Annotated in this window: 22 protein-coding genes; 13 read left to right on the top strand and 9 right to left on the bottom strand. The window is 57.4% G+C overall.

Annotated features, from left to right (window positions below):
- Positions 1-3 precede the first annotated feature (3 nt).
- The 5 genes from ACO06L_RS03995 to cobA all read left to right on the top strand — a co-directional run bounded on the left by ACO06L_RS03995 (position 4) and on the right by cobA (position 6,787).
- Entirely contained in the window at positions 4-2,574 is a 2,571-nt protein-coding gene (locus ACO06L_RS03995; RefSeq protein ID WP_202347620.1) for a DNA translocase FtsK, read from the top strand.
- A gap of 12 nt (positions 2,575-2,586) precedes the next feature.
- Positions 2,587-3,234, top strand: a complete 648-nt coding sequence (gene lolA, locus ACO06L_RS03990; protein ID WP_202347619.1) for an outer membrane lipoprotein chaperone LolA — start codon at positions 2,587-2,589, stop codon at positions 3,232-3,234.
- Complete coding sequence (locus ACO06L_RS03985) at positions 3,234-4,571, top strand: replication-associated recombination protein A (protein ID WP_202347618.1); 1,338 nt, start codon at positions 3,234-3,236, stop codon at positions 4,569-4,571. Before lolA ends, ACO06L_RS03985 begins: the two co-directional genes overlap by 1 nt.
- An 87-nt stretch (positions 4,572-4,658) precedes the next feature.
- Positions 4,659-5,933: a serine--tRNA ligase gene (gene serS / locus ACO06L_RS03980; RefSeq protein WP_064230482.1), complete on the top strand. Its 1,275-nt coding sequence runs from the start codon at positions 4,659-4,661 to the stop codon at positions 5,931-5,933.
- A complete protein-coding gene (gene cobA, locus ACO06L_RS03975) occupies positions 5,930-6,787 on the top strand; it encodes a uroporphyrinogen-III C-methyltransferase (RefSeq protein ID WP_064230481.1) in 858 nt (285 codons plus the stop codon). The genes serS and cobA overlap by 4 nt, the downstream gene beginning before the upstream one ends.
- A gap of 27 nt (positions 6,788-6,814) precedes the next feature.
- Here cobA and ACO06L_RS03970 read toward each other — a convergent pair whose 3' ends face one another.
- The gene (locus ACO06L_RS03970; RefSeq protein WP_064230480.1) at positions 6,815-7,891 is read right to left on the bottom strand and encodes a 3-deoxy-7-phosphoheptulonate synthase; all 1,077 of its coding nucleotides are present in this window, start codon (positions 7,889-7,891) and stop codon (positions 6,815-6,817) included.
- A gap of 175 nt (positions 7,892-8,066) precedes the next feature.
- On the opposite strand from ACO06L_RS03970, the gene ACO06L_RS03965 reads away from it, so the two are divergent.
- Together ACO06L_RS03965 and ACO06L_RS03960 are read left to right on the top strand one after the other, a co-directional pair.
- Positions 8,067-9,890: a DUF1631 family protein gene (locus ACO06L_RS03965; protein ID WP_064230479.1), complete on the top strand. Its 1,824-nt coding sequence runs from the start codon at positions 8,067-8,069 to the stop codon at positions 9,888-9,890.
- A gap of 24 nt (positions 9,891-9,914) precedes the next feature.
- Positions 9,915-10,319, top strand: a complete 405-nt coding sequence (locus tag ACO06L_RS03960; RefSeq protein WP_064230478.1) for a PilZ domain-containing protein — start codon at positions 9,915-9,917, stop codon at positions 10,317-10,319.
- A gap of 70 nt (positions 10,320-10,389) precedes the next feature.
- On the opposite strand, the gene ACO06L_RS03955 is transcribed toward ACO06L_RS03960, so the two are convergent.
- From ACO06L_RS03955 to gloB, 7 genes are all read right to left on the bottom strand, one after another.
- Positions 10,390-11,175, bottom strand: a complete 786-nt coding sequence (locus ACO06L_RS03955) for an enoyl-ACP reductase FabI (protein ID WP_064230477.1) — start codon at positions 11,173-11,175, stop codon at positions 10,390-10,392.
- A gap of 65 nt (positions 11,176-11,240) precedes the next feature.
- On the bottom strand, positions 11,241-12,845 hold the full coding sequence (locus tag ACO06L_RS03950) for an ABC transporter ATP-binding protein (protein WP_202347617.1): 1,605 nt from the start codon (positions 12,843-12,845) through the stop codon (positions 11,241-11,243).
- 1 nt (position 12,846) lies between these two features.
- The gene (locus tag ACO06L_RS03945; RefSeq protein WP_104323045.1) at positions 12,847-13,875 is read right to left on the bottom strand and encodes an ABC transporter permease; all 1,029 of its coding nucleotides are present in this window, start codon (positions 13,873-13,875) and stop codon (positions 12,847-12,849) included.
- Positions 13,872-14,957 carry a microcin C ABC transporter permease YejB gene (locus ACO06L_RS03940; RefSeq protein WP_064230474.1) on the bottom strand — a complete coding sequence of 362 codons (1,086 nt, stop codon included), beginning with the start codon at positions 14,955-14,957 and terminating at the stop codon, positions 13,872-13,874. The genes ACO06L_RS03945 and ACO06L_RS03940 overlap by 4 nt, the downstream gene beginning before the upstream one ends.
- Before the next feature lie 15 nt (positions 14,958-14,972).
- On the bottom strand, positions 14,973-16,796 hold the full coding sequence (locus ACO06L_RS03935) for an extracellular solute-binding protein (protein ID WP_202347616.1): 1,824 nt from the start codon (positions 16,794-16,796) through the stop codon (positions 14,973-14,975).
- 12 nt (positions 16,797-16,808) lie between these two features.
- A complete protein-coding gene (locus ACO06L_RS03930) occupies positions 16,809-18,509 on the bottom strand; it encodes a LysM peptidoglycan-binding domain-containing protein (protein ID WP_064230472.1) in 1,701 nt (566 codons plus the stop codon).
- A gap of 168 nt (positions 18,510-18,677) precedes the next feature.
- Positions 18,678-19,472, bottom strand: a complete 795-nt coding sequence (gloB, locus tag ACO06L_RS03925) for a hydroxyacylglutathione hydrolase (RefSeq protein ID WP_202347615.1) — start codon at positions 19,470-19,472, stop codon at positions 18,678-18,680.
- A gap of 96 nt (positions 19,473-19,568) precedes the next feature.
- On the opposite strand from gloB, the gene ACO06L_RS03920 reads away from it, so the two are divergent.
- The 5 genes from ACO06L_RS03920 (at position 19,569) to ACO06L_RS03900 (ending at position 24,145) form a co-directional block, all read left to right on the top strand.
- Positions 19,569-20,363, top strand: a complete 795-nt coding sequence (locus ACO06L_RS03920; RefSeq protein WP_064230518.1) for a class I SAM-dependent methyltransferase — start codon at positions 19,569-19,571, stop codon at positions 20,361-20,363.
- A 28-nt stretch (positions 20,364-20,391) separates the two neighbouring features.
- Positions 20,392-20,835, top strand: a complete 444-nt coding sequence (gene rnhA / locus ACO06L_RS03915) for a ribonuclease HI (protein ID WP_064230470.1) — start codon at positions 20,392-20,394, stop codon at positions 20,833-20,835.
- Positions 20,836-20,857: 22 nt separating this feature from the next.
- Positions 20,858-21,568 carry a DNA polymerase III subunit epsilon gene (gene dnaQ, locus ACO06L_RS03910; protein WP_064230469.1) on the top strand — a complete coding sequence of 237 codons (711 nt, stop codon included), beginning with the start codon at positions 20,858-20,860 and terminating at the stop codon, positions 21,566-21,568.
- Between the two features lie 218 nt (positions 21,569-21,786).
- The gene (locus ACO06L_RS03905; RefSeq protein WP_064230468.1) at positions 21,787-23,493 is read left to right on the top strand and encodes a hypothetical protein; all 1,707 of its coding nucleotides are present in this window, start codon (positions 21,787-21,789) and stop codon (positions 23,491-23,493) included.
- A gap of 4 nt (positions 23,494-23,497) precedes the next feature.
- On the top strand, positions 23,498-24,145 hold the full coding sequence (locus ACO06L_RS03900; protein WP_064230467.1) for a hypothetical protein: 648 nt from the start codon (positions 23,498-23,500) through the stop codon (positions 24,143-24,145).
- 65 nt (positions 24,146-24,210) lie between these two features.
- Here ACO06L_RS03900 and ACO06L_RS03895 read toward each other — a convergent pair whose 3' ends face one another.
- Entirely contained in the window at positions 24,211-24,525 is a 315-nt protein-coding gene (locus ACO06L_RS03895) for an SCP2 sterol-binding domain-containing protein (RefSeq protein WP_008171697.1), read from the bottom strand.
- 231 nt (positions 24,526-24,756) lie between these two features.
- Here ACO06L_RS03895 and sohB point away from each other — a divergent pair, with 231 nt between their 5' ends.
- The gene (gene sohB, locus ACO06L_RS03890) at positions 24,757-25,818 is read left to right on the top strand and encodes a protease SohB (RefSeq protein ID WP_064230466.1); all 1,062 of its coding nucleotides are present in this window, start codon (positions 24,757-24,759) and stop codon (positions 25,816-25,818) included.
- Positions 25,819-25,833 lie beyond the last annotated feature (15 nt).

Below are 25,833 nucleotides of genomic sequence, written 5' to 3'. Positions count from 1 at the left end.
TTCATGGCCGAATCTGCAAAAGCGAAGAAAGCACCACAGGAACTGACAGAGAAGCAGCTGCGCTTTCGCCGTCTGGCAGCCCAGGGCGCCCGTGAAGGCGCTGTTATCGCGCTGATAGCCCTGTCTATATACCTCTCAATGGCACTGGTCACCTTCAGCCCCTCAGATCCGGGCTGGGCAAGCATTGGCCATGACACCAGCGTTCAGAATTATGCCGGTCGCACCGGCGCCTGGCTGGCCAGCCTTTTCATGGACTTCTTTGGCCATGTGGCGTATTTGTTCCCGGTCATGATTGCCGGTTACGCGTTGATGCTTATCCGTCGGCGTAACGATTCCCTGGATCTGCACTGGCCGCTCTTCATGATGCGGTTTGGTGGCTTCCTGCTGATCCTCCTCTCGGCAACCAGCCTGTTGTCGCTTTATTCGGTGTTTGGTCTCGGGGCCTCCTCGGGCGGCGTGCTTGGAACGGCCGTAGCCGACGCCATGGTGCGGTTTTTCAATCTGCCGGCCACGACGCTTTTGCTGATTGCCATCTTCCTCTTCGCACTGACTGTCACCACCGGCCTGTCCTGGTTCTGGTTGATGGATCAGGTGGGTGGGTTGACCCTCAGAACGGGGCTTGCCATCAAGAGCCTGTTCAAAGGTAAGTCGAAGCCTGAGAAACCAGAACCCAAGGCTGAGCCACCGGTGGTCAAGGACCGTGTGCCTGCTGTGGACAACTCACGGAAGAAAGCGGATTCCGACAAACCGCGCTGGTGGCAGCGGATTCCAGGTTTCGGACCGAAGAAGCCGAAAGCCCCGAAGGCTGCTCCAAAGCCGGAAGCCGGTCGAAAAGAGCCTGCACTGGATGGTTTCTCTGCCGAGGTCGACCCGGAACCGGCGAGGCTCGAAAGTTTCAGCTCTCGTGATGAGGTGCCCGCTGCAAACGGGAAGCCCGCCAAGGCTGAGCCAGCTTCCCAGCCGGCCGGCCGGTCGCTGAAGATTTCGCCCTTCAAGAAAGATGAACAACCTTCCCAGTCAAAAGACAAGGGCAGCAAGCAGCCTTCGTTGCTGGAAGATATTGAAAGCCCGATTCCGCCAATTTCCCTGCTGGATCCGCCCGAGGAGCATAAGGAAAGAGGCTACTCGGAAGAGTCCCTCGAACATATGTCCCGGTTGCTTGAGGAAAAGCTTGGTGATTTCGGGGTATCTGTTGAAGTTGTCGAGGTCAATCCCGGCCCTGTCATTACCCGGTTCGAGATCAAACCGGCCCCAGGCGTGAAGGTCAGCAAGATTTCCAATCTGGCCAAGGACCTGGCCCGGTCTCTGGCGGTACTGAGCGTTCGGGTGGTCGAGGTAATTCCCGGCAAGTCCGTGGTCGGTATCGAAATTCCCAACGAAGAACGGGAAATGGTCCGGCTCAGCGAAGTGCTTGGCGCGCGGGTGTTCCAGGAATCCAGTTCACCACTGACCCTTGCACTGGGTAACGACATTGGCGGCAACCCGATGGTTGCCAATCTCTCCAAGATGCCACACCTGCTGGTAGCGGGCACCACCGGTTCCGGTAAATCCGTCGGCGTCAATGCCATGCTCCTGAGTATGCTGCTGAAGGCAGGCCCGGAAGAGGTCCGCTTCATCATGGTGGACCCGAAGATGCTCGAACTGAGCATCTACGATGGCATTCCCCACCTGCTGGCGCCGGTGGTCACGGATATGAAAGAGGCTGCCAATGCATTGCGCTGGTGTGTGGCTGAAATGGAGCGCCGGTACAAGCTGATGGCCAGCCTCGGGGTCCGTAACCTGGCGGGCTACAACCGCAAGATCAAAGATGCGGTGGCCGCTGGTGAACCGCTCCTGGATCCGTTCTGGAAGCCGGACGAGTATCTGGCCAACGACGAGCAGGAACGGCCGGAACTCGACACCCTGCCATTCATCGTGGTGGTGATCGACGAATTCGCCGACATGATGATGATTGTCGGCAAGAAAGTTGAGGAACTGATTGCCCGGATTGCCCAGAAGGCGCGTGCGGCCGGTATTCACCTGATCCTTGCCACGCAGCGGCCCTCTGTAGATGTGATAACGGGTCTGATCAAGGCCAACATTCCTACCCGAATGTCGTTCCAGGTATCGTCCAAGATCGATTCGCGCACGGTACTGGATCAGGGCGGTGCCGAGCAGCTTCTGGGGCACGGTGACATGCTCTACCTGCCACCCGGGTCGGGCCTGCCCGTTCGGGTGCATGGAGCTTTTGTGGATGACGATGAGGTTCACCGCGTGGTCAGTGCCTGGAAAGCCCGTGGCGAGCCCGTCTATGTGGACGATGTCCTCAACGGCGCTGAAGGCGAGAGCCTGCCCGGGGTACCCAACCTTTCAGAAGGCGGTGGAGACAGCGAAGGCGATGCGCTCTACGACGAGGCAGTCGCGTTCGTCACTGAAGGGCGCCGAGTTTCGATTTCCTCGGTGCAGCGAAAATTCAAGATCGGGTACAACCGGGCGGCAAACCTGGTTGATGCCATGGAAGCATCCGGCGTGGTAAGCGCCGCAGGCCATAACGGGGCCCGTGAAGTTCTGGCTCCGCCGCCACCCAGAGATTAGGAGTAACAAGCAATGGGACAATCTTTTATGAAATGCCTGGCCACCCTGATCATGGCGGTGCTTATTGCCGGCTCTGTGAGTGCGAGCGAGGGCAGCGATAGCGCGAACGAGTTGGCCTCGTTGCTAAAGGGCTACGAATCGTACCAGGCGGATTTCATCCAGATCGTTGTCAACGAAAATGGCAACAAGGTTCAGGAAACCCGTGGTTCGCTAAAAGCCAAGCGCCCGGGATTGTTTTACTGGGAAACCAGCGCGCCCCTTTCGCAGTTTATTGTGAGTGACGGAGAGACGGTGGAAGTCTACGACCCGGATCTGGAGCAGGTCACTATTCACAATCTCGATGACCGGGTGCAATCCACCCCGGCTCTCCTGCTCAGTGGTGAGGTGGATAATCTGGAGGAAACCTACGAGGTGTCCGGTCGCCAGATTGGTGACAACACCCGTGAATTCATACTGGAGCCACGGAGCCCGGATTCCCTGTTCACGTCCCTGAGACTGACCTTTTTCAAGGGTGAGCTTCAGGAGATGCGCATGCAGGACTCCCTGGCCCAGCTGAGTGTGCTGAGCTTTGACCGTATTAGGCTCAACGAGCCGGTTGAAGCCGGCGCGTTTACCCTCGACTACCCGGAGGGTGTGGATATTATCCGGGACGGGGCCTGATGCAGGACAGCCTGTTCGCGGAATCCTCGGGTTTCCGCCCCTTGGCCGCCAGAATGCGGCCCGCAACCCTGGATGATTATGTCGGCCAGGCCCATCTGGTTGGGCCCGGCAAACCGCTGCGACGAGCGGTTGAGCAGGGTCAGCTTCACTCCATGATTCTCTGGGGGCCTCCCGGAGTAGGTAAAACCACCTTTGCCCAACTTCTGGCGAACGTCAGCGACCTGAGCTTTGAGACGGTTTCTGCGGTGTTGAGCGGTGTGAAAGAAATCCGGGCCGTTGTGGAGCGGGCCCGCAATCGCAAGCAGTCTCATGGCCGGGATACACTGCTGTTCGTGGATGAAGTGCACCGCTTCAACAAAAGTCAGCAGGACGCGTTTCTCCCGCATATTGAGGACGGTACCTTCATCTTTGTTGGTGCTACCACCGAGAATCCTTCTTTTGAGCTGAACAGCGCCTTGCTGTCCCGGACCCGGGTCTACGTGCTCAAGAACCTCGAGGAAGAGGACATTCTCCAGCTGTTACGCCGTGCGCTGACAGCTGACGAGGGCTTTGGTGGGCGCCTGCGGGTTGATGACGACGTGTTGACCCTGATGGCCTCTGCGTCTGGTGGTGATGCTCGCCGTGCGCTGAACATTCTGGAAGTGGCGGCCGATCTTGCGGAGCCGGATGAATCCGGAGTGGACCGTGTCGCGGCCGATCAGCTTGAACAGGTCATGCAGACCAGTCTGCGCCGCTTCGACAAGGGCGGTGATGTGTTTTACGACCAGATATCGGCCCTGCACAAATCCGTTCGTGGTTCAGATCCGGACGGTTCGCTGTATTGGTTGTGCCGAATGCTCGATGGCGGCTGTGATCCGCTCTACGTTGCCCGCCGTCTGGTGCGGATCGCCAGTGAGGACATCGGTAATGCCGATCCCCGGGCCCTGCAGCTAAGCATGGAAGCCTGGGACGCTCAGGAACGCCTGGGGTCTCCAGAAGGCGAGCTGGCGCTGGCCCAGGCGGTGACCTACCTGGCCCTGGCGCCCAAGAGCAACGCTGTTTATAACGCCTTCAATCGGTGTATGGCCGACATCCGCCAGGACCCGGACTATGAAGTGCCGGTACACCTGCGTAATGCACCCACCAAGCTGATGAAAAGTATGGGCCATGGGGATACTTATCGGTACGCTCATGATGAACCCGAAGCCTTCGCCGCCGGGGAGTCCTACCTGCCCGAGGCCATTCATCAGCGCCGGTATTATGAGCCGGTAAACCGCGGGCTTGAAATCAAACTGGCGGAAAAGCGCCAGCGTCTGGATTCCCGCAACGCTGAAAGCCCCCGCAAACGCTACACCTGAGTCTTTTGCTGCGGTAGCCACGAGCGCCAGTGCAGGTATAATGGCCAGTCATTCAAAACATCGCTAACCGGAAGATTCAGGATAATCATGCTCGATCCCAAACGTGTCCGCACCCAGACAGAAGAGATCGCCCGTCGGCTGACCATCAAGAATTTCAAATTCGATACCGCCGCCTTCGAGCAGCTCGAGGAGCGCCGTCGTGCCCTTCAGGTAAGCACGGAAACCCTGCAGAGCGAGCAAAACAAGCGATCGAAGTCCATCGGTAAGGCCAAGGCTGCCGGTGAGGATATCCAGCCGCTGCTGGACGAGGTGGAAGACCTGAAAAAACAGAAGTCAGAAGCCGAGGACGAGCTCCGTACCCTGCAGGAAGAACTCAACGCCTTCCTGGCCGGTATCCCGAATCTACCGGATGAAGATGTTCCGGCAGGCGATAGCGAAGACGACAATGTCGAGATTCGCACCTGGGGCACCCCAAGGAACTTTGATTTCGAGCCCAGGGACCACGTGGCCCTGGGTGAGGGGCTCAAAGGCCTCGACTTCGAGACTGCTACCCGTCTGGCGCACTCTCGATTTGCCGTTATGCGAGGGCCTGTGGCTCGGCTTCATCGAGCACTGGCCCAGTTCATGCTGGATCTGCATACCCGCGAACATGGTTACCTGGAAACCTACGTACCGTACCTGGTGAATGCCGATAGCCTTTATGGAACCGGCCAGTTGCCCAAGTTCGAGGAAGATCTGTTCAAAACCGAAGGCGAGCATCCACTGTACCTGATTCCCACTGCGGAAGTACCCGCCACTAACCTGGTATCAGATTCGATCCTTGATGCCTCTGAGCTCCCGCTCCAGATGGTGTGCCATACGCCTTGCTTCCGCAGTGAAGCGGGTTCTTACGGTCGGGATACCCGTGGCATGATCCGTCAGCACCAGTTTGACAAGGTAGAGCTGGTGCAGGTGGTTCGTCCGGAGGATTCAGACGCCGCGCTGGAAGCCCTGACCGGCCATGCCGAAAAGGTGCTTCAGTTGCTGGAGCTGCCTTACCGTGTTGTTGCTCTCTGTGGGGGCGACATGGGCTTTTCGGCGGCCAAGACCTACGACCTGGAAGTCTGGTTGCCGGGCCAGGACAAGTTCCGTGAAATCTCTTCCTGCTCCAATACCCGTGATTTCCAGGCACGCCGCATGCATGCCCGTTGGCGTAATCCGGAAACCGGAAAGCCCGAGCCCGTCCACACCCTGAACGGATCGGGTCTTGCCGTTGGTCGCGCATTGATAGCGGTCATGGAGAATTACCAGCAGGCTGACGGCAGCATTGTGGTTCCGGAGGTTCTCAAGCCGTATATGGGAGGCGTCGACAGAATCCAATGAGTGATAAGCCAGACATCGCACCAGGGAAGGGCGTTGGTGCAACCCCTGCACCAGTAAGGTACAGGGTTAACCCGGTTACTTCGAACCCGAACACATCCGCGGGTGAGGTTGCCCTCGTCGGGGCCGGGCCGGGAGATCCTGAACTGCTGACACTCAAGGCCTGGAGGTTGATTACCTCTGCCGAGGTCGTGCTCTACGATCGTCTGGTTTCCCCGGAAATACTGGCCATGATCCCGGACACCGCCGAGATGGTTCACGTTGGCAAGCAGCGGGCCAACCACACCTTGCCTCAGGATCAGATCAATCAGCGACTGGTGGAGCTGGCCAGACAGGGGCGAAAGGTGGTTCGTCTCAAGGGTGGTGATCCGTTTATCTTCGGTCGCGGTGGCGAAGAGATTGAAACCCTCGCCGATGCCGGCGTCCGGTTTCAGGTTGTGCCGGGTATAACTGCCGCCTCCGGCTGTGCCGCCTACGCCGGCATTCCTCTGACTCATCGGGATTACGCTCAGTCTGTGCGGTTCGTGACTGGCCATCTGAAAAATGATACCTGCGATCTACCCTGGAAGGACTTTGTCCAGAACAACCAGACCCTGGTGTTCTATATGGGGCTGGTGGGCCTGCCGATCATCTGCCGGCAGTTGGTCGCCCATGGTATGTCCCAGGATATGCCTGTGGCGTTGGTCTCGAAGGGGACAACGAGGGATCAGCGTGTGGTTACAGGGAATCTCTGCAACATCGTTGAGAGAGTAGAGGCGGAAGCGGTCCAGCCGCCAACGCTGGTTATTATCGGCCACGTGGTGGCGCTCAGAGAAAGGCTGGACTGGATAGGTGGGGTTATGACAACGGGGAGCTGAGGCTCCCCGTTTTATATCATGCTTCGATCAGCCGATCTTGCGCTTGGGCAAGACATCCTTCAGCTTGTTGCGCATATCCCGAATGGCTTTTTCCGTAGTTGGCCAGTCGATACAGGCATCCGTCACCGATACGCCGTACTTGAGATCTGCCAGATTCTCGGGAATGGACTGGTTGCCCCAGTTGATGTTGCTCTCAACCATCAGGCTCTGGATCGACGTGTTGCCTTCCAGGATCTGGTGGGTCACATCCTGCATGACCAGCGGCTGAATGGCCGGGTCCTTGCTGGAGTTGGCATGGCTGCAGTCAATCATCATCGACTTGCGCAAGCCTGCTTTATCCAGCGCCTGTTCGCACAGGGCGACGCTCACGGAATCGTAGTTGGGTTTGCCACCGCCGCCACGAAGAACAACGTGGCCGTAGTTATTGCCCTTGGTGCGGATAATCGCCACCTGTCCCTGCTGGTCGATGCCCAGGAAGCTGTGGGGGTGAGACACGGATTTCATGGCGTTCACCGCAACGTCCAGGCTGCCGTCGGTGCCGTTCTTGAAACCGATCGCCATAGACAGGCCGCTGCTCATTTCCCGGTGAGTTTGTGACTCGGTGGTACGGGCGCCGATGGCGGACCATGCAATGGTGTCCTGCAGGTACTGAGGGGAAATCGGATCGAGCGCTTCGGTGGCTGCGGGCAGGCCCAGTTCGTTGATATCCAACAGCAGTCGACGTCCGATGTGAAGGCCCTGCTCAATATCAAAGGTGTCGTTCAGGTGCGGATCGTTGATCAGACCTTTCCAGCCAACGGTTGTGCGAGGTTTCTCAAAATAGACCCGCATAACGATCAGCAGGGTATCGCTGACTTCATCGGCAAGCTTCTTCAGGCGCGCGGCGTAATCCCTGGCGGCCTCAACATCGTGAATGGAGCAGGGGCCCACCACGACAAACAGGCGGTGGTCCTTACCATCCATGATGTCATAGATGGCCTGGCGGCCCTTTGAGACGGTTTCTGCGGCCTTGTCGGAGAGCGGCATCTCCTTCTTCAGCGCTTCAGGAGTGATCAGTGCTTCCTGGCTCGCCACATTCAGATTCTCTAGTTTGTTGCCCGACATGTTGTTCTGCTTCCCCGATTCTGATCGTTGCAGCCCTGGTGGACCATAGAATATGCCAACAGGGTTGCAGATTAACGCGAATAGCGCCGGTGTGCGGTTGCGGTAAACCCCGGCGAGTTGGTTATACTGCGTCATTTACAGGGCCTTTTCAACGCTTCTTAGGTATGGGGAACGGATGTCGCAAAACAGGCAGAGACTGAAGGATGTGCCTTCCGTTGCAACGGTTTCAGGCAAGATAGACGATGTCCTGGCCGGCATACGTGTTCCTGACCTGCCATACCCGGCGGGCAAGCTCGAACCAGACGCTGTCAGCGACTGGCGTCCGCTGCTGGTTTCCTGCTGGTCCGAGCAGCGCGATGAGCGGGTGACCCATGTTATCCGCTCCGTTCATCTGGAGTGGTCGGCCCGGCAGGTGAACGCGGCCTATGTGGCTGACCGCATTATGGACGTCTTTCTGAAAACAAGCGGTCTGCATCCCAGCCTGGCCCGTCGGGTGGCAAGGCTGCGTTTCTATCTCGCCTGGCGCATGAATCTGGAGGGCAAGAAGGCTTTCAGCAAGGCTCTCCTGGAGTGGCTGGACAGCCTGCAGGAGTGGCGCGGCTGGAGCGATTCCGGAGGCCGCTCCTCCAAAGTTCTGCTGGATCAGCTTGATTCGCTGGTAATAGCCGTTTCTGCCAGTTTCGAATCCGGCAAGACGGAACCTGTGAGCGAATTCTGTTATCGCTGGCAGGAAGACGCTGAGAAGAGGAACGCCCAGGTTGGAAAACTTCGCCAACGGCTACTCGAAACAGAGCAGGGTGCTGCCAAACAGCGTAAGGCAGAACAGTCTTCCCGGGCATTGATTGGTCGTGCTCTCCAGGGGCGCAAGTTACCGCTTCCGATTGTCCGGTTTATCCTTGATCACTGGCAGGGTTTGCTGAAACAGTCGATCTGGGATTCCGGTCTCGAGGGCGAGAATTTTCGGCATGGCAGCAAGTTGCTTGAGTGGCTGGTCTGGATTGGTGATCCGTCACTTTCCGACAAGGACCGTAACCGGCTCTATCACGTGGGCGAACAGATCGGCGATCGTATCCTGGACGTCTGGAAACGTGTTTTTGACGAATCCCTGCCTGCGCAGTCCCTGTCGGGGATCGAATCCGTCATGGTTTCCAGGCTGCGAGGGGAGGCACCGGACCTTGTGGAGGCTTTGCCGGCGGCGGGGAGTTTCCAATGGGACAGCAACTGGCTGACCTTCGAAGTGCCCGCCGCAGAAGCCTTTGAACCTTATGAGGGGCAGTGGTTTGTCGAGGGCGAGGGCACCGGAGAGCAGCGGCGTTATTTCTATGCGTTTTTACCTGAATCGGCAGAAATCCTCTGGACCAACGGCGCCGGCGTAAAGTTGGGGCTGCAGACCTGGGGTGAATTCCAGGCCGCCCTGGAAAAGGAGCAGATCCGGCCATTGCCGAAGCTCACACCTTTTGGAAGGGTATTGGCAGAAACCGTCGAACTGCTTGCCCGCGTCTGTGAGAAACAACGTCGGCAGAGGGAACAGGCAGCGGAAGCTGCCAGGCTGCGCGCCGAGGAACTGCGGCGGGAAAAAGAAGCCGCCGAAGAAAGGCGCAGGGCTGAGGAAGCCGAGCGTGAAGCCGAGCTTGAGCGCCAGCGGCAAGCCGCTGAAGAGCAACGTATCGCCGATGAACAGGCCGAACAGGAGCGAATCCGTAAGGAAAGAACGCTGCTGGCCGAGAAGCAGGTGGACGCCATCAAGCTTGGTGGCTGGATTGTCGTTGAACCCGATGAAACATCCGATGAACCGGCCCGCCTGAAACTGGCCGTACGCATCAATGCGTCCAGAAAGCTGGTTTTTGTAGACCGTCTTGGCCTGAACCGGCGCGAATTTCTCGAGGACGCCCTGGTTGAAGGGATTGTGGAAGGCCGGATTCGGGTTCTTGGAACCTCTGCAGAATTTGATGACACCCTAAGCAGGGTCGTTGGCCGAATCCGTGTAGGCCGAAACTGATATTGCCGAAGCAGGAAAACAACAATGGCAGATAACGATTACAGCTTTGGAACCCGGAATGATCCGCCTGTTGATCAGGATAACCGTGCCGATTACCGCCTGACTGCCCGAGCCCGGGCGATTCTCGAGCTTGAATCCGGATTGCCGGAAGAAGCCGGGGCCGAGGAGCGGGAGCTTGTCTGCGGCATTCGCGATATATCCGCCAGTGGTCTTTGCCTGACCGCTGACGAGCCTCTTTCCCTGGGGGCTCTGCTGCCGGCGAGCGTCTTACTTGGCAACCATGCGGAGCCTTTCAGTCTAATGGTAGAAGTGGTCTGGTGCCGACCCAACGAGTCGAGCTTTCTGGTGGGGGCGCGAATCATCGAATCCGACGACACCGCCTACGTTGAGTGGGTAGAAGCCGTGGCGTCGGCGATGGACCAGGATTGATGAAACTTCACTCCGTTTAACAAAAAGAGCCGGCATAAAGCCGGCTCTTTCGTTTCCGAGTGAGGGAAACTTACTCTTCCAGTTCGCCCATCCCGGTGATGTTGAAGCCGCCGTCCACGTACATGATCTCGCCGGTAATGCCACTGGACAGGTTGGAACCCAGGAACGCGGCGGCATTGCCCACTTCATCAATGGTCACGTTCCGGCGCAGCGGTGCACGCCTGGCGTTTTCGGCCAGCATCTTACGGAAGCTCTTGATGCCGGAGGCGGCCAGGGTCTTGATCGGACCGGCGGAAATGCCGTTCACGCGAATGCCATCACGGCCCAGGCTGGCAGCCATGTAGCGAACGTTGGCTTCCAGCGAGGCCTTGGCCAGGCCCATCACGTTGTAGTTCTGCAGAACCTTCTCGGCGCCCAGGTAGCTCAGGGTAATCAGTGAGCTGCCTTCGTGCATCATGCTGCGAGCGCCCTTGGCCAGGGCCACAAAGCTGTAGGAGCTGATGTCGTGGGCAATGCGGAAGCCCTCACGGGTGGTGACGTCCACGTAGTTTCCGTCCAGTTCGTGACCCGGAGCATAGCCAACGGCATGAACAATAATGTCGATGTTGTCCCAGTGCTTGCCCAGTTCCTTGAAGACATTCTCGATTTCTTCGTCGCTGGCCACATCGCAGGGGAAGGTCAGCTTGCTGCCCCACTGTTCGGCGAATTTCTCAACCCGTGGCTGGAGTTTTTCGTTCTGGTAGGTGAATGCCAGTTCGGCGCCTTCGCGGGCGAATGCCTCGGCGATGCCGTAAGCAATGGACAGTTTGCTGGCTACGCCAACGATCAGTGCTTTTTTGCCACTGAGGATTCCCATGGGTCGTTCTCCCTGTGTTCCTGATTTGGGTGCATTATCCCTGAGTGCTCTGGCAGGGGTAACGCTCAAATAGTCGTAGTTGTGTTCTGGTAAAAGAACGCGGCGTTCAGCAGTTCACGGGTGTAGTCCGCGCGCGGTGTATGGAAGATCTCGGCCGCGTCACCATACTCCACAATCCGGCCATGCTGCAGCACCAGCAGTTTGTGGCTCAGGGCGCGGACAACGGCCAGATCATGGCTGATAAAAATATAGCTTAGACCATAACGGGTCTGGATATCTCTCAACAGTTCAATGACCTGTTTCTGTACCGTTCGGTCCAGGGCCGAGGTGGGCTCGTCCAGTATGATCAGGTCCGGCTGCAGCACCAGCGCCCGGGCGATGGCGATGCGCTGGCGCTGGCCGCCAGAGAATTCATGGGGGTACCTGTGCCGCGCCTCCGGATCCAGGCCGACATCGGTCAGCGCACGTATGACTTTCTGATCATGTTCTGCGGCGTTATCCGCGTCATGAATTTCCAGGCCCTCCCGGACAATTTCGGCAATGGACATTCTCGGGCTGAGGCTCCCGAACGGGTCCTGGAAGACGATCTGGACACGCCGCCGCCAGGGCCGGAATTCCCTCTGGTTCAGAAATGCCAGCTCTTCTCCGGCCAGGCGTATGCTGCCTGTGCTGGCGGTAAGCTTAAGCAGGGCATGGCCTATAGTGGTCTTGCCGCTACCGCTTTCACCTACGATACCGAGCGTTTCGCCACGGTTAAGTTGGAAATCTGCACTTTGCACGGCATGAAACGATTCCTTGACCTTGCCCAGTAGACTCTTGCGGATCGGGAAGCGTACATCGAGGCGTTCAACGGCCAGCAAGGGCTCCGCCCGCTTCCCAAGGGCCAGGGGTGCTTCCGGAGGTTCAGCATCCAGCAGCTTTCGGGTATAGGCGTGTTGCGGGCTTGCGAACAGGGTGCCGGTATCGGCTTCTTCCACGAGTTTTCCATGCTCCATCACCGCCACCCGGTCCGCGTAGCGTCGCACGATGGTCAGGTCGTGGGTAATGAGCAGGATGGCCATGCCCAGCTTCTTCTGCAAATCCCGCAGCAGCTCCAGAACCTGTTTCTGAACCGTGACATCCAGCGCGGTTGTGGGTTCGTCGGCAATCAACAGATCTGGTTCGTTGGCCAGGGCCATGGCGATCATTACCCGTTGCTTTTGCCCACCTGACAATTGGTGGGGATAAGCGCCCAGCTTGGTTTCCGGGTTCTGTATACCTACCAGTTGCAGGAGCTCCAGGCACCGCTGCCTGGCCTGGGGCCCCCGCATTCCCTTGTGCAGCTCCAGGGTTTCGCCGATCTGCTTTTCTACTGTGTGCAAGGGGTTCAGGGATGTCATCGGTTCCTGGAAGATCATCCCGATTTCCCGCCCACGAATCTGACGCATACGTTTTTCGGTGGCGGCCAGCAGGTCCTCATCCCGGTAGCGGATCTGCCCGCTGGGATAACTGGCGTGACGGGGATCCAGAAGACGAAGAATGGAAAGCGCGGAAATGGATTTCCCAGAACCGCTTTCACCCACCAGAGCCAGGGTTTCGCCTTCCCGAATGACCAGTGACAGGGACTCAACCGCTGCGGGGCCCTGATCGAAACAGATCGAGAGGTCGGAGATCTGAAGCAGTTGGTTCATATCAGCTCTTCCTCGGATCAAAGGCATCGCGAACGGCTTCGCCGACAAACACCAGCAGGGTGAGCATCAGCGACAACGAGACAAAGGCAGAAATGCCCAGCCAGGGCGCATGCAGATTGGCCTTGCCCTGGGCAATCAGCTCACCGAGGGAGGGTGAGCCGGAGGGCAGACCGAAGCCGAGGAAGTCCAGGGATGTGAGGCCAGTGATTGCGCCCGTAAGAATGAACGGCAGGAAGGTGAGCGTGGCCACCATGGCGTTGGGCAGGATATGCCGAAACATGATCTTGCGGTTATCCAGGCCGAGCGCTCTGGCAGCTTTGACATACTCAAAGTTGCGAGCCCTGAGGAATTCGGCACGGACCACATCCACCAGTCCCATCCAGCTGAACAGCAGCATGATGCCCAGCAGCCACCAGAAGTTGGGCTGGACAATACTGGAAAGAATGATCAGCAGGTAGAGCACCGGCAAACCGGACCAGATTTCGATAAAGCGCTGGCCCAGCAGGTCAATCTTGCCGCCGTAAAACCCCTGGATGGCACCAACAATAACACCAACAATGCAGCTGGCAATCGTCAGGGTCAGACCAAACAGCACTGAAATACGGAAACCGTAGATGACTCGGGCGGCAACATCCCGGCCCTGATCGTCAGTTCCCAGCCAGTTCTCGGCACTGGGGGGCGCCGGCGAGGGCACTTCAAGATCGTAATTGATGGTGTTGTAGCTGAAGCGGATCGGTGGCCAGACCATCCAGCCGTTGGCACTTATCTCGTCGGCGATGAACGGGTCCCGATAATCCGCCTCGGTGGGCAGGAACCCGCCGAAGGTCTCTTCCGGCACCGACTGAACCACCGGGAAATACAGATCCCCCTTGTAGGAAACAATCAGGGGAGAGTCATTGGCGATCAGCTCTGCCACCAGCGACAGGCCGAAAAGCGCCAGGAAGACCCACAAGGACCAGAAGCCCCGCCGGTTTTTCCGGAAATTACGGAGTCGCCTCTGCTGGATCGGAGTCAGGGACCGGAAGCTCACGCGCCCTCCCGGCTTTCAAAATCGATCCGCGGGTCGACCAGGACATAGGTGATGTCGCTGATCAGCTTCAGGATGAGTCCCATCAGGGTGAAGATATACAGCGTGCCGAAGATTACCGGATAGTCCCGGTTCAGGGCTGCTTCAAAGCCCAGTAATCCAAGCCCGTCCAGGGAGAAAATCACTTCAATCAGGAGCGAGCCGGTAAAGAACAGGGCCACCAGAACACCGGGAAGACTGGCAATCACAATCAGCATGGCATTCCGGAACACGTGGCCGTACAGCACTTCTTTCTGGTCCAGCCCCTTGGCCCGGGCAGTCACCACGTATTGTTTACCGATCTCGTCCAGGAATGAGTTCTTGGTGAGCAGGGTCAGGGTGGCAAACCCTCCAATCACATTCGCGGTGACCGGCAGCGCCAGGTGCCAGAAGTAGTCACCGATTTTCTGATACCAGGTGAGTTCGTCGAAATTCGAAGACGTCAGGCCCCGAAGCGGGAACCAGTCAAAATAACTGCCGCCGGCAAACAGCACGATCAGCAGTATGGCGAACAGGAAGCCCGGTATGGCATAGCCCACCACAATGGCGGAACTGGTCCAGACATCAAATCTGGAGCCATCGGTAACGGCCTTTCGGATGCCCAGGGGGATGGAAATAAAGTAAATGATGAGTGTCGACCAGAGGCCCAGGGAAATGGATACGGGCATCTTGTCGAGAATCAGGTCAATGACGCTTTTTTCCCGGAAGAAGGAATCGCCGAAGTTGAAGGTGGCGTAATCGCCAAGCATTTTGAAAAAGCGTTCGTGGGGCGGTTTGTCGAAGCCATACATGACTTCGATTTCCTTCAGGAGCTCATCTGGAATACCGCGGGAGCCGCGCGTATCGCCAGAGGAATCCGCTACCTCACCACCGGTGCCGCCGCCGGAGGCGCGGGCCAGAGCACTGCCGCCGTGGCCTTCCATTTCCGCAATAAGCTGCTCAACGGGGCCGCCTGGTGCGGCCTGCACGATGACAAAATTGAGCAGCATGATTCCGATCAGCGTGGGAATGATCAGCGCCAGACGCCTGAGTATGTAGATGCCCATTTAGCGGCGTGTTCCTCAGGGCTTCGCCCACCAGTTGTCCAGGTCGATACCGTTCTTGGGCGTCTCGGCCGGACGTTGGAGATGGTTCCAGTAGGCAACGCGGTCGCTTCTCAGGTGCCAATGGGGAATCACATAATGATGGTGCAGGAGAACCCGATCCAGCGCATGAACCCGATGCACCAGCTCCTCACGGTCTGGCGCCTGAATCACCATGCTCACCAGGTCATCAATCACCGGATCGCTCACGCCCATGTAATTCCGTGAGCCTTTGGCATCCACGGTGGAGGAATGCCAGTATTCGCGCTGCTCGTTACCCGGTGAATCCGACTGGCCGAACACCTGAGTGATCATATCGAAATCAAATTCCCGCAGCCGCTGGATATACTGGTTGCTGTCTACAAGGCGGACGGTAACATCGATTCCGAGCCGGCCGAGATTGTTCTTGAAGGGTAGAACCACCCGCTCGAAGCTTTTCTGGAACAGCAGGATTTCGAACGCCAGTGGTTCGCCTGTTTCGGCGTGTACCATCTTGCCATCGCGGATGACATACCCAGCGGACTTTAGCAGCTCCATGGCGGTTCTCAGATTCTCGCGCAGCCCTTGTTGACCTTCGGTTGTGGGTGGCTGGTACTCCTCGGTAAACACATCTTCGGGTAACCGATCCCGGTAAGGTTCGAGTATTTCCAGTTCACGGCCGGTGGGGAGACCCGAGGAAGCGAGGTCGCTGTTCTCGAAGTAGCTGTCAGTACGGGTGTATTGGTCGAAAAAGAGGTTCTTGTTGGCCCACTGGAAATCGAAACCGTAAGCCAGGGCTTCGCGCACGAGCGGGTCTGAAAACACCTTGCGCCGGGTATTGAAGGCAAAGCCCTGCATGCCCGAGGGCCGGTGGTGCTCGATGGCCTCTTTGATAATAGTGCCATTCTCGAACCGTTCACCGGTGTAGGCGGTGGCCCAGTTCTTGGCGGACGATTCCAGCCGGAAATCAAAACTTCCGGCTTTGAAGGCTTCCAGAGCCACGGTGTCATCGGTGTAGTAGTCGTAGGTAATCTGATTGAAATTGAACCGGCCTGTACGGACCCCCAGATCTTTGGCCCAATAATCCTCAACCCGCTCATAGGTGATGGATCGGCCAGCCTCGAAGTCGCCTATCCGATAGGGGCCACTGCCAACCGGCGGATTCAGGCCGTTTTTGCCAAACTCACGATCGGCCCAGTAGTGCGATGGCAGTATCGGCATCTGACCGAGGATCAGCGGCAGCTCCCGATTGCTGGTATCGCTGAAATCAAAACGTATCCGACGAGGGCCTTCCACCGTGACGGTACTGACGTCCGCGTAGTAGTTGCGGAAGAAGGGATGTCCCCTGGTGGTGAGAGTGTCGAAAGAAAATTTCACGTCTTCGGCGGTAATGGCTTCGCCATCGTGGAACCGCGCCTGCTCCCGGATGTTGAATACCACGTAGCTGCGGTCTTCCGGGGTTTCCAGGGATTCGGCAATCAGGCCATAGGCCGAGAAGGGCTCATCGTCGGAGGATTCCAGCAAAGTGTCGTAGAGGTAGGTGCTGATTCCTGCCGCAGCCACACCCCGGATATCAAACGGATTGAAGGAATCGAAGCCGTTGGCGACGACGGCCATCTTCAGCGTGCCGCCTTTCGGGGCGTCCGGATTAACGTAATCGAAGTGACTGAAACCTGCCGGATATTTTGTTTCGCCGTGCATGGCAATGCCATGTGCTGGCATTGCCTCTTCGGCGATAGAAAACGGAGAAATAAGCGGTGTGGCAATGAACGCCAGGGCTGAAAAAAACGACGTAAGGGATGAGGCTTTCCGTGTTCTTGTCATAAGTCTCGCACGTCAGGGACTGTTTCGGATATCAACGTAGAGTACCAGACTTTGCCCGGGTTGCAGATAACGGGCGGTATTCAGATCGTTCCAGCTTGCGATATCCCGCACATTCACGGAAAACCGGCTGGCAATACGGGCCAGAGAGTCGCCCTTGCGCACCCGGTAGCCCACCTTGCGAACCATCGCCTCACCACGGCCACTGTTGGCGGCCATAACCGTGGGCTGACTGGTTTTGGACCAGATAACCAGTTCCTTGCCAGGCATCAGCGGGTCGCCGGGTGCCATACCATTCCAGGCGGCAACTTCACGAACGGAAACCCGGTGCTCGCGGGCAATATCCCAGAAAGTGTCACCTTTGCGAACCGTGTAGCGAACCTTGTTTCCGTCCCGCTTTCGCTCCTGTTTGCGCTCAAGCCGCTGGGAGGCACTCAGGGCGTAGGCATCGCTACCCTTGGAGGCGGACGGAATCATCAGGCGCTGGCCGATCCGTATCAGGTCGCCGTTCAGGTTGTTCACCTGCTGGAGTACCGACGGTGTCGTGGAGAATTTCCGGGAAATTGAATTAAGGCTGTCGCCGGATTTAACCTCATAGTTACGCCAGGAAACCCGTTGATCGGCAGGAATTTGCGCCAGTGCCGTGCGGAAGTTCTCGGCGTTCTGAACCGGAACCAGCAACCGGTGGGGGCCGTCCGGTGAGGTGGCCCAACGGTTATAAGACGGGTTAAGCAGGTAGATCTCATCAACATCCACGCCGGCCAGTTCCGCCGCCTGGGCAAGATCCAGCTGGGAGCCGGTTTCAACCACCTCGAAGTAGGGCTCGTCTTTCAGTGATGGCAGTTCGATGCCATAGGCCCCTGGGTTGTCGAAGATTTTAGCCAGTGCAATAAGCTTGGGAACGTAATGGCGCGTTTCCCGTGGCAGCTGCAAGGACCAGAAGTCGGTCGGTTTGTTGCTGTTGCGATTTCGGCGCATGGCGCTTGAGACCGTGCCGCCACCGCTGTTGTAGGCGGCCAGAGCAAGGGTGTGGTCGCCATCAAAACGGTTGGCGAGGCGATCAAGATAGGTCAGGGCGGCGTCGGTGGCTGCAATAACATCCCGACGCTCATCGTGCCACCAGCTCTGGGTCAGACCGAAGTACTTTCCTGTGGAGGGGATGAACTGCCAGAGGCCTGCGGCCCTGCCATGGGAGTAGGCGAAGGGATCAAATGCACTCTCAACAATTGGGAGCAGGGCATACTCGGCCGGCAGTCCTCGCTTTTCGGTCTCATTGACTATGTAGTGGAGGTAGCGGCTACCACGCTCAACCACCCGGTCGATGTATCCGGGATGACGGGCATACCAGTTCAGCTGGTCCCGGACGCGTTCATTGTCGATGTCATGGTCCAGTACAAATCCCGAGCGCAGTCGACCCCAAAGATCTTGCTCGACTGCCTCTGTTTCAGCGGTTTTCTGAACCGGATTGTCGAGTTTCTCGCGGGCATCCCTGGCGGCATCCTTCAGCTCAGGCGCAATAGCCTCGTCCAGTGGCTCATTGCGGGCAGCATCGCCGTCTTTTCCGGTCTCGACGGCTTTTTTCAGTCCCTCGTCGCCAGCGGCAACGGTGACTTCCTGAGTGTTCAGCGGGTTTTCTTCACTCTGGTTGATCAGGCTACTGCAGCCGCTCGCGAGGGCTCCGGCGAAAAACATCAACGACAATCGACTGACCGACATATAGACATCCGGTTTCAGGTTGAGGCCGGACTCAGAATCGGAAAGCCCGGCATATTTAACAGTTTACGTTCACAAAGTTGAAACGATTCTATGGGACCGCTTTTCAAAGGGTCAAGAAACCTCTCGTTACGGCTGTGAGAGGAATTGTTAAGTGCGTATCGCCGGGCGTCAGAAGTTATCCTTGCCGTGGCGGATAGCCGCAAAGATGGCGTTCTCGGAATCTGCCGGCAAGCCGTGGCTGGCGCAATAGGCACGGGCGGAGTCCATCACAGCCGGATCGTCCCAGCGGAGGAAGGGATTCAGCCGTTTCTCGTCTTCAAGTATGGAAGGAACAGTCGGCCTTCCTTCATTGCGGGCGTTCTGACACTGCTGCTCGAAATCCCGTAGCCCTTCATCATTCGGAAGCCAGTTGCGGGCGAAACGGAGATTCGCGAGGGTGTATTCGTGGGCGCAATAAACGGCGGTTTTGCCCGGCAGGGCCCTCAGGGTCTGAAGAGATTGGCGCATCTGTTCCGGAGAACCCTCGAACAGGCGGCCGCAACCACAAACAAACAGGGTGTCGCCGCAGAACAGGACTGGCCGGCCATTTACCTCGACATCCGTGAAATAGGCAATATGGTCCAGGGTATGGCCGGGCACGCCGAGAACCTGGAAGGTGATGTCTTCCCAGATCACCTCATCGCCCGGGTGAACCAGGTTGGTGCTACCCTTGAAGGGGGAATCAGCGGGACCGGTTACACGGCAATCCGGAAAGCGGGAAACCAGTTCTTTGACACCCCCAACATGATCGGGGTGATGATGGGTCACCAGGATGGTATCGAGTGTCAGGCTGTTTTCGGCCAGGTGTTCGAGAACCGGCTGGGCCTGGCCGGGATCGACGGTCAGCGCTTTGCCGCTGGAAGCGTCGGAAAGGCACCAGATATAGTTGTCACTGAAGGCGGGTATGGCAGAAATGGTCAGCATAGGGCCCCACATGTGCGTATCGAATGTGACTGATATGATAGAGCATTAAATACAAGGCCCCAACCACAGGTTCGGGCTTCCGGGAGTGGCGCATTGGTGAGTGAATCCGACGCAGTTGATTATTCCGCCAGACATGAGAGCTTTGAGCGCTGGTTCCAGACCCCACTGGGCCGGGCACTGCTGGCGGATCAAAGGCGCTTTGTTGACGCCGAGCTCCAGCGTCTGACAGGTGCCAGGCAGTTACAGGTGGGCATAAGCCATCGGTTACCACTGGCCACGGGCACGGATTTTTCCCAGAAAATCATGACAGCGCCCCGCTGGTATCCCCACATACCCGACGGAGTGGCCATCTGCGATGCCGACGAACTGGCCTTTCCCGGTGACTCCATGGATCTCGTGGTATTGCACCATACTGCCGATTTCTCACCTTACCCGCACCAGGTGATCCGGGAGGCTGCGCGAGTACTCAGGGGGGAGGGCACCATGGCCTTGTTTGGTTTTAACCCGCTCAGCCTCTGGGGCGCTCGCAAGTTGATCACCAGGAGCAGCGAAGGCCCCTGGGGCGGTCGTTTTCTGTTGCGCGGGCGGATGGAAGACTGGCTTCACCTGCTGGGGTTCAATGTCGAGGCGTCCGTTACCCGGTTTTTCAGAACCCCGCTGCAACGCGCCGGCCGCAAACCTGTCAGCCGGATTGACAACCGTCTGTCCGGAAATCGGCTCCTGCCAGTGGGCGCCTATTACTGTATCCTTGCCAAAAAACGCGTGCATGCACGGCTGCCGAGACGGCCTGTCTGGCGACAAAGCAAGGTTATTGCCCTGCCGGGGACTGGCACTGTTGGCGCCTCCCGCAGCTGCAACCGGAATGGCACGCCCCCACACAAGTTAAAGTGAATTATTGATAACCGAACCAGGAGACTGAATGGCCGGCAAGGTAATCCTGTATACAGATGGCGCCTGTAAGGGCAACCCGGGCCCGGGCGGCTGGGGTGTGGTTTTGCGCTACGGCGATAACCGTAAAACCCTGCACGGCGGCGAAGCCAACACTACCAATAATCGCATGGAGCTCATGGCGGCCATCCGGGGGCTAGAGGCTCTTAAGCGCCCCTGCGAAGTGGAGCTGTTTACTGACTCGCAGTACGTGCGTAAAGGTATCACTGAATGGATGGCTGGCTGGAAGCGCAATGGCTGGAAAACCTCTGCGAAAAAACCAGTCAAGAACGAAGATCTCTGGCGCGAGCTGGATACGGAAGTCGCCCGCCACAAGGTCAACTGGCATTGGGTAAAGGGGCACTCCGGGGTTCCCGACAACGAGTTGGCGGATGAGCTCGCCAACCGCGGTGTCGAAGAGCTTTCCAACGCATAAAAGCAGACAACCAGGACAGGTAATGAGACAGATCGTACTGGATACAGAGACCACGGGTATCGATCCCGCCGAAGGTCATCGGATCATCGAGATCGGCTGCGTTGAACTGATGGAGCGCCAGCTCACCGGACGCAACTATCACGTTTACATTAATCCGGACCGTGAGGTCGAGGCCGAAGCAATAACCGTTCACGGCATCACCAACGAGTTCCTGGCGGATAAGCCCCGTTTTGCCGAGATTGCCGACGAGTTCTTCGAATTTATTAAGGGGGCCGAACTGGTTATCCATAACGCCGCCTTCGACGTCGGCTTTATGGATTCAGAATTCGCCCGGCTGAAACCGGTGCGCAAAACCGCTGAGCATTGCTCAATTGTCGATTCTCTTGCCATCGCCCGGGCCCGTCACCCCGGCCAGAAAAACAACCTGGATGCTCTCTGTAAACGCTACGGCGTGGACAACAGCAACCGTGACCTCCACGGCGCTTTGCTGGACGCGGAGATCCTGGCCGACGTTTACCTGCTGCTCACCGGTGGACAGACCGCGTTGTCACTGGATGCGGGATCCGAAAACGGTGGCGGCAACGGCGGCATCAGAAGGCTGCCCGCGGACAGGGCGCCACTCTCGGTGGTTCGCGCCTCCAGTTCAGAAAATGAAGCCCATGAGGAGTTCATGTCGCTGCTCGAAAAACAGGCCGGCGAAACCGTATGGGGCAAACTCCAGAGCGCAGAATGAGAACTGGGTCGGTCTGTACCAAATGTTACATTCCGCCTTTCTTGAGGTACTTGAGTTTTATGTTATAAGTAATGATAAGTTCGCCAGTTTTTTGCGAACTGGCTTTGGCCGGAAAAGGGGTTAACCGGCCCAGAACAAAAAGGCCTGGTCCGCTATTGCCGGACCAGTGACCACCAAAGAGGATGCGGTAGTCTCCGCAACATTAACGGGAAGCGTTTATGGTTCAGTCGTCTCTCGCGACGAAATCGCAGTCGTTTGATCTGGTCAAAAGTGAAATAGAACAGACGATCAAGCAGGCAGAATCCAGCCTTGAACGCTTTCAGGAAAACCGCGAAAGGGGTGAGGATCTCCAGAACTGTGTTGATTTCATCAATCAGTTGCGGGGCATCTTTATTTTGGTGGAGCTTCGTGGCGGCACCCTGCTGTGCCAGGAAGCAGTCACCATGGCCAACGATGTACCTGTTGGCGCGAACGACGACAAAAACATCCTCTTGACCACACTTAATAGCGCACTGTTTATTCTTCGTCGCTATGTAGAGTATTACCACCAGCAAAGGGAAGATCATCCCGAATTGCTGCTTCCTGTGATCAATGATCTTCGGGAGGCCCGACGGGAGAAGCCATATCCCGAGTCCTGTTTCTTTGATGTCGACGTCAAGGAGCGTCCCGATTTCTGTGCCGGCCTGACTTTGCAGCCGTTTGAAGGCAATGAGGCTGATTACGAGATCATGGCCCGGCGCATGCGCCTGACCTTCCAGGTGGCGCTTCTCGGTATTCTGCGCGACCGCAACGACGTCGTGAACAAGAAGCTGATCGGGCGGGCTTCCCGGGGTCTTGCGCGCCTGTGTCAGGGTGCACCTATGGGGCAGATGTGGTGTCTCGTTGGCATCGTTGCGGACACCATGCTTGATCGGGCGATGGTATTTACCAAGGCTCGCAAGCGCATGTTCATGCGGATTGAGAAATACGCCCGGGAAGTGGTTTACGTCGGGAAGGTCGCCACTGGCAAAGACGCGCCGGATTCGCTGATCCGGGACCTGGTCTACCTGCTGTACCGCAGTGGCTCCGCTAACCCTGAAGTTTCCCAGGTGCTCTCCGCTTATCATCTCGCCCCGGCCGATTTCCCGGATTCCATGCTTGAGGCCCATGCGCGCAGGTTGTATGGCCCCGGCAGCGATGTTCTCAAGTCCCTGTCAGAAGCCTTGCAGGATGAATTGAACCAGTTGAAAGACAAACTGGACATTATCGAGCGTGGTATTGAGCCCGATCTGGCAGAATTGTCTTCCATTGCTGACGCCCTCGAGCGGTTGGCCAACACGCTGGTCATGCTGGACCTGAACAAGCTGGCGGGCATTTCGCGGGAAGAGGCGAGTAAATTGCGCGGCTGGGAAGAAGAGTCCCGGCTGCCCGGTGATGATGAGCTATACCGTCTGGCTGACTCCGTGCTTGGCATTGAAGATGCCGTGATGCAGATCGTGACCCGGGGCATTACCTCGGAAACTGACGCACTGGCCGGAGGCGAGCGCAAGCGTGAAGAGTCTGTGTATCTTCGAGAGGCGCTGTATGTGGTTGCCGATGAGGCTCGTGGAGCGCTGACCCTCGCAAAGCGCGCGATTACTGCCTTTATTGAATCCGACTACGACAAACTCCATCTGGCCAACCTGCCTGCAACCTTGCACAGCATCTGGGGTGGCCTGCAGATGGTCAATGACCCTGGGGCTGCTGGGGTTCTTGAACGTGTGGCAGCTTCTATTCAGGAGCGTTTGCTGGATGCCAAGGAAGCCCCGGCGGCTCAGGTCCTTGAGGCACTTGCCGACGCGCTGACCTCGCTGGAATACTACATCGAGAGCATCGGCAAGAGCGAAGACCGCAACGTTGACCTGCTGAAGCTGGCCGAATCGTCGCTGGACGATGTAGGTTTGTAGTTTCATGTCCCATACGCTCGCCACCATTGTACTGGCCGCTGCAGGCGCGGTAATGGTGATCGCGGGCCTGCTGTTTTTCAGACACCCCCGTTGGTTGCTGGCCTGGCTGAAAGGAATGGCGGTATTTGGCGTCATTCTCGCCGGGCTTTATGCCCTCGTTGTTGCGGCAAATCTCACAAGCTACCGGTCGTTGGTCGGCATGCAGACCGTTGCAACCATTTCCACGCAGCGACAGGCTGAGCAGATCTGGCAGGTCACGCTCCAGAGTCAGGGTGAGATAGCCGCGGTAAGAACACTTCAGGGGGATCAGTGGCAGATCGACGCCCGGATTATCCGGTTTTCGGGACCTTTCCGATGGCTTGATATTGCACCGGGCTATCGGTTGGAACAATTGAGCGGGCGTTACACTTCCCTCGAGCAGGAGCGATCTGCTCCAAGAACTGTGATCGGACTTGCCGAGGGCATCTGGCCGGATCTCTGGCAGTGGGATCAGCAGTTCAACTTGCCGTTTGTGGAGGCTGTGGACGGGAACATGACCTTCATGCCGATGCGGGATGGGGCTGTTTTCGAGGTAAAACTTTCTTCGTCGGGCCTGGTCGCTGTCCCGGTTAATGAGCAGGCGAGGGCGGCCGTCCAGTTCTGGAATCAGTAGGAATATGGGGTACAAAAAAACCTGCGTCGAAACGCAGGTTGTCTAGCAGCGCTTGCCGGGGGCAATCAGCCCATCTTGAACAGTTCGCCCAGCTTGGTTGCCAGCATCATATCGCCTTCAGCACGCAGCTGACCCGCCATGAATGCCTGCATGCCGTCAGTCTCGCCGGAAACGATGCCCTGCAGGGTTTCGGAGTTCATGATCAGGGTAACGGAAGGATCGTCATGAGCGCCTTCGTGCATCTTGCAGGTGCCGTCATTAATGACGAGGTGATAGGTCTTGTCGTCTTCGATGTCGAACTGGAATACCAGGTCCAGGCCTTGAGCTGCGTCTGCGTTGAAATTCTGTTCGAGTTGTTCAAATACCTGAGCTACAGACATTGTTTTACCCTTTTGATGGTTGTCTAGTCATGATCACGACGGCTTGATGTCCCTGGCTGCACGAGCCTGATCGGGTGCCCGGGTGGAGCCGACCTCGCAATCCGACTTTATGGTTAGTGGTCGGCTCTGTCAAGATCGATCGAACGCTTGTTTTAATTTTTTTGCTCTCCTTATCACCATAAATTCGGTAAGTTACACTCTTGCCTTTGTACATCCAGTTGGAGAAGCACTTTGGAGTTCCTGACAGAATACGGTTTGTTTTTAGCCAAGATCGTTACTTTCGTGGTGGCGGCCCTGGTGGTGATCTCTGTCATCATGTCTGCCGCCCAGAAGGATCGGGGCGATCATGAGGGCGAGGGAGAGCTCAAGATCCGGAAGCTCAACGAGAAATACGAAAAACTTCGCGAAACGATTCAGTCCAGGCTGATGTCTGATCAGCAACGCAAGGCGTTCCAGAAGGCCCGGAAGAAAGAGCAGAAGGCCGAGAAGAAAGCGGCCAAGGCGAAAAAGGATACCGGTGGGCAGGACGACAGTCGTGGTCGTGTTTACGTCCTCGATTTTGACGGTGATATCAAAGCCAGTGATACAGATCCGCTTCGCCGTGCCATTACCGCGGTATTGAGTATCGTTGATCCGGACAAAGACGAAGTGGTTATTCGTCTGGAAAGCGGCGGAGGACTGGTTCACTCCTATGGTCTTGCTGCCGCCCAGCTGGATCGCATTCGCAGCAAGGGTGTTCGCCTTACTGCCTGTGTCGACAAGGTCGCGGCCAGCGGTGGTTACATGATGGCCTGTGTTGCCGACCGGATTGTTGCCTCGCCGTTTGCCATTCTGGGGTCTATTGGCGTGGTTGCCCAGCTCCCGAATTTCCACCGTTTTCTCAAAAAGAACGACGTGGACTTTGAAGTGCTGACAGCCGGCGAGCACAAACGCACCATGACCATTTTCGGTGAAAACACCGACAAAGGGCGTCAGAAATTCCTGGAAGATCTGGAAGACACCCACGGACTCTTTAAAGAGTATGTGAGCGAACGACGCCCGGATCTGGACATAGCCGCGGTTGCCAATGGCGATATCTGGTTTGGCAAGCGGGCGCTGGAGGTAAAACTGATCGATGAGATCAAGACCTCCGACGAATATCTCATTGAAGCCTGCGACCGCGCAGACGTAGTCTCAGTGGCATACCAGCGCAAACGCACCCTTCCGGAAAAGCTCGGATTGGCGACCAGTGCAGCGCTTGAACACACCGTCTGGAAAGTGCTGGGTGCCTTCCGCAACCAGAAGTTCCAGTAGACCACTGAAAACGGG

It is taken from the genome of Marinobacter sp. (genome assembly GCF_965229985.1).
Classification (GTDB): Bacteria; Pseudomonadota; Gammaproteobacteria; order Pseudomonadales; family Oleiphilaceae; genus Marinobacter.
Note: the sequence above shows the minus strand (reverse complement) of the source record. Positions and strands in the feature narration are given on the sequence as shown.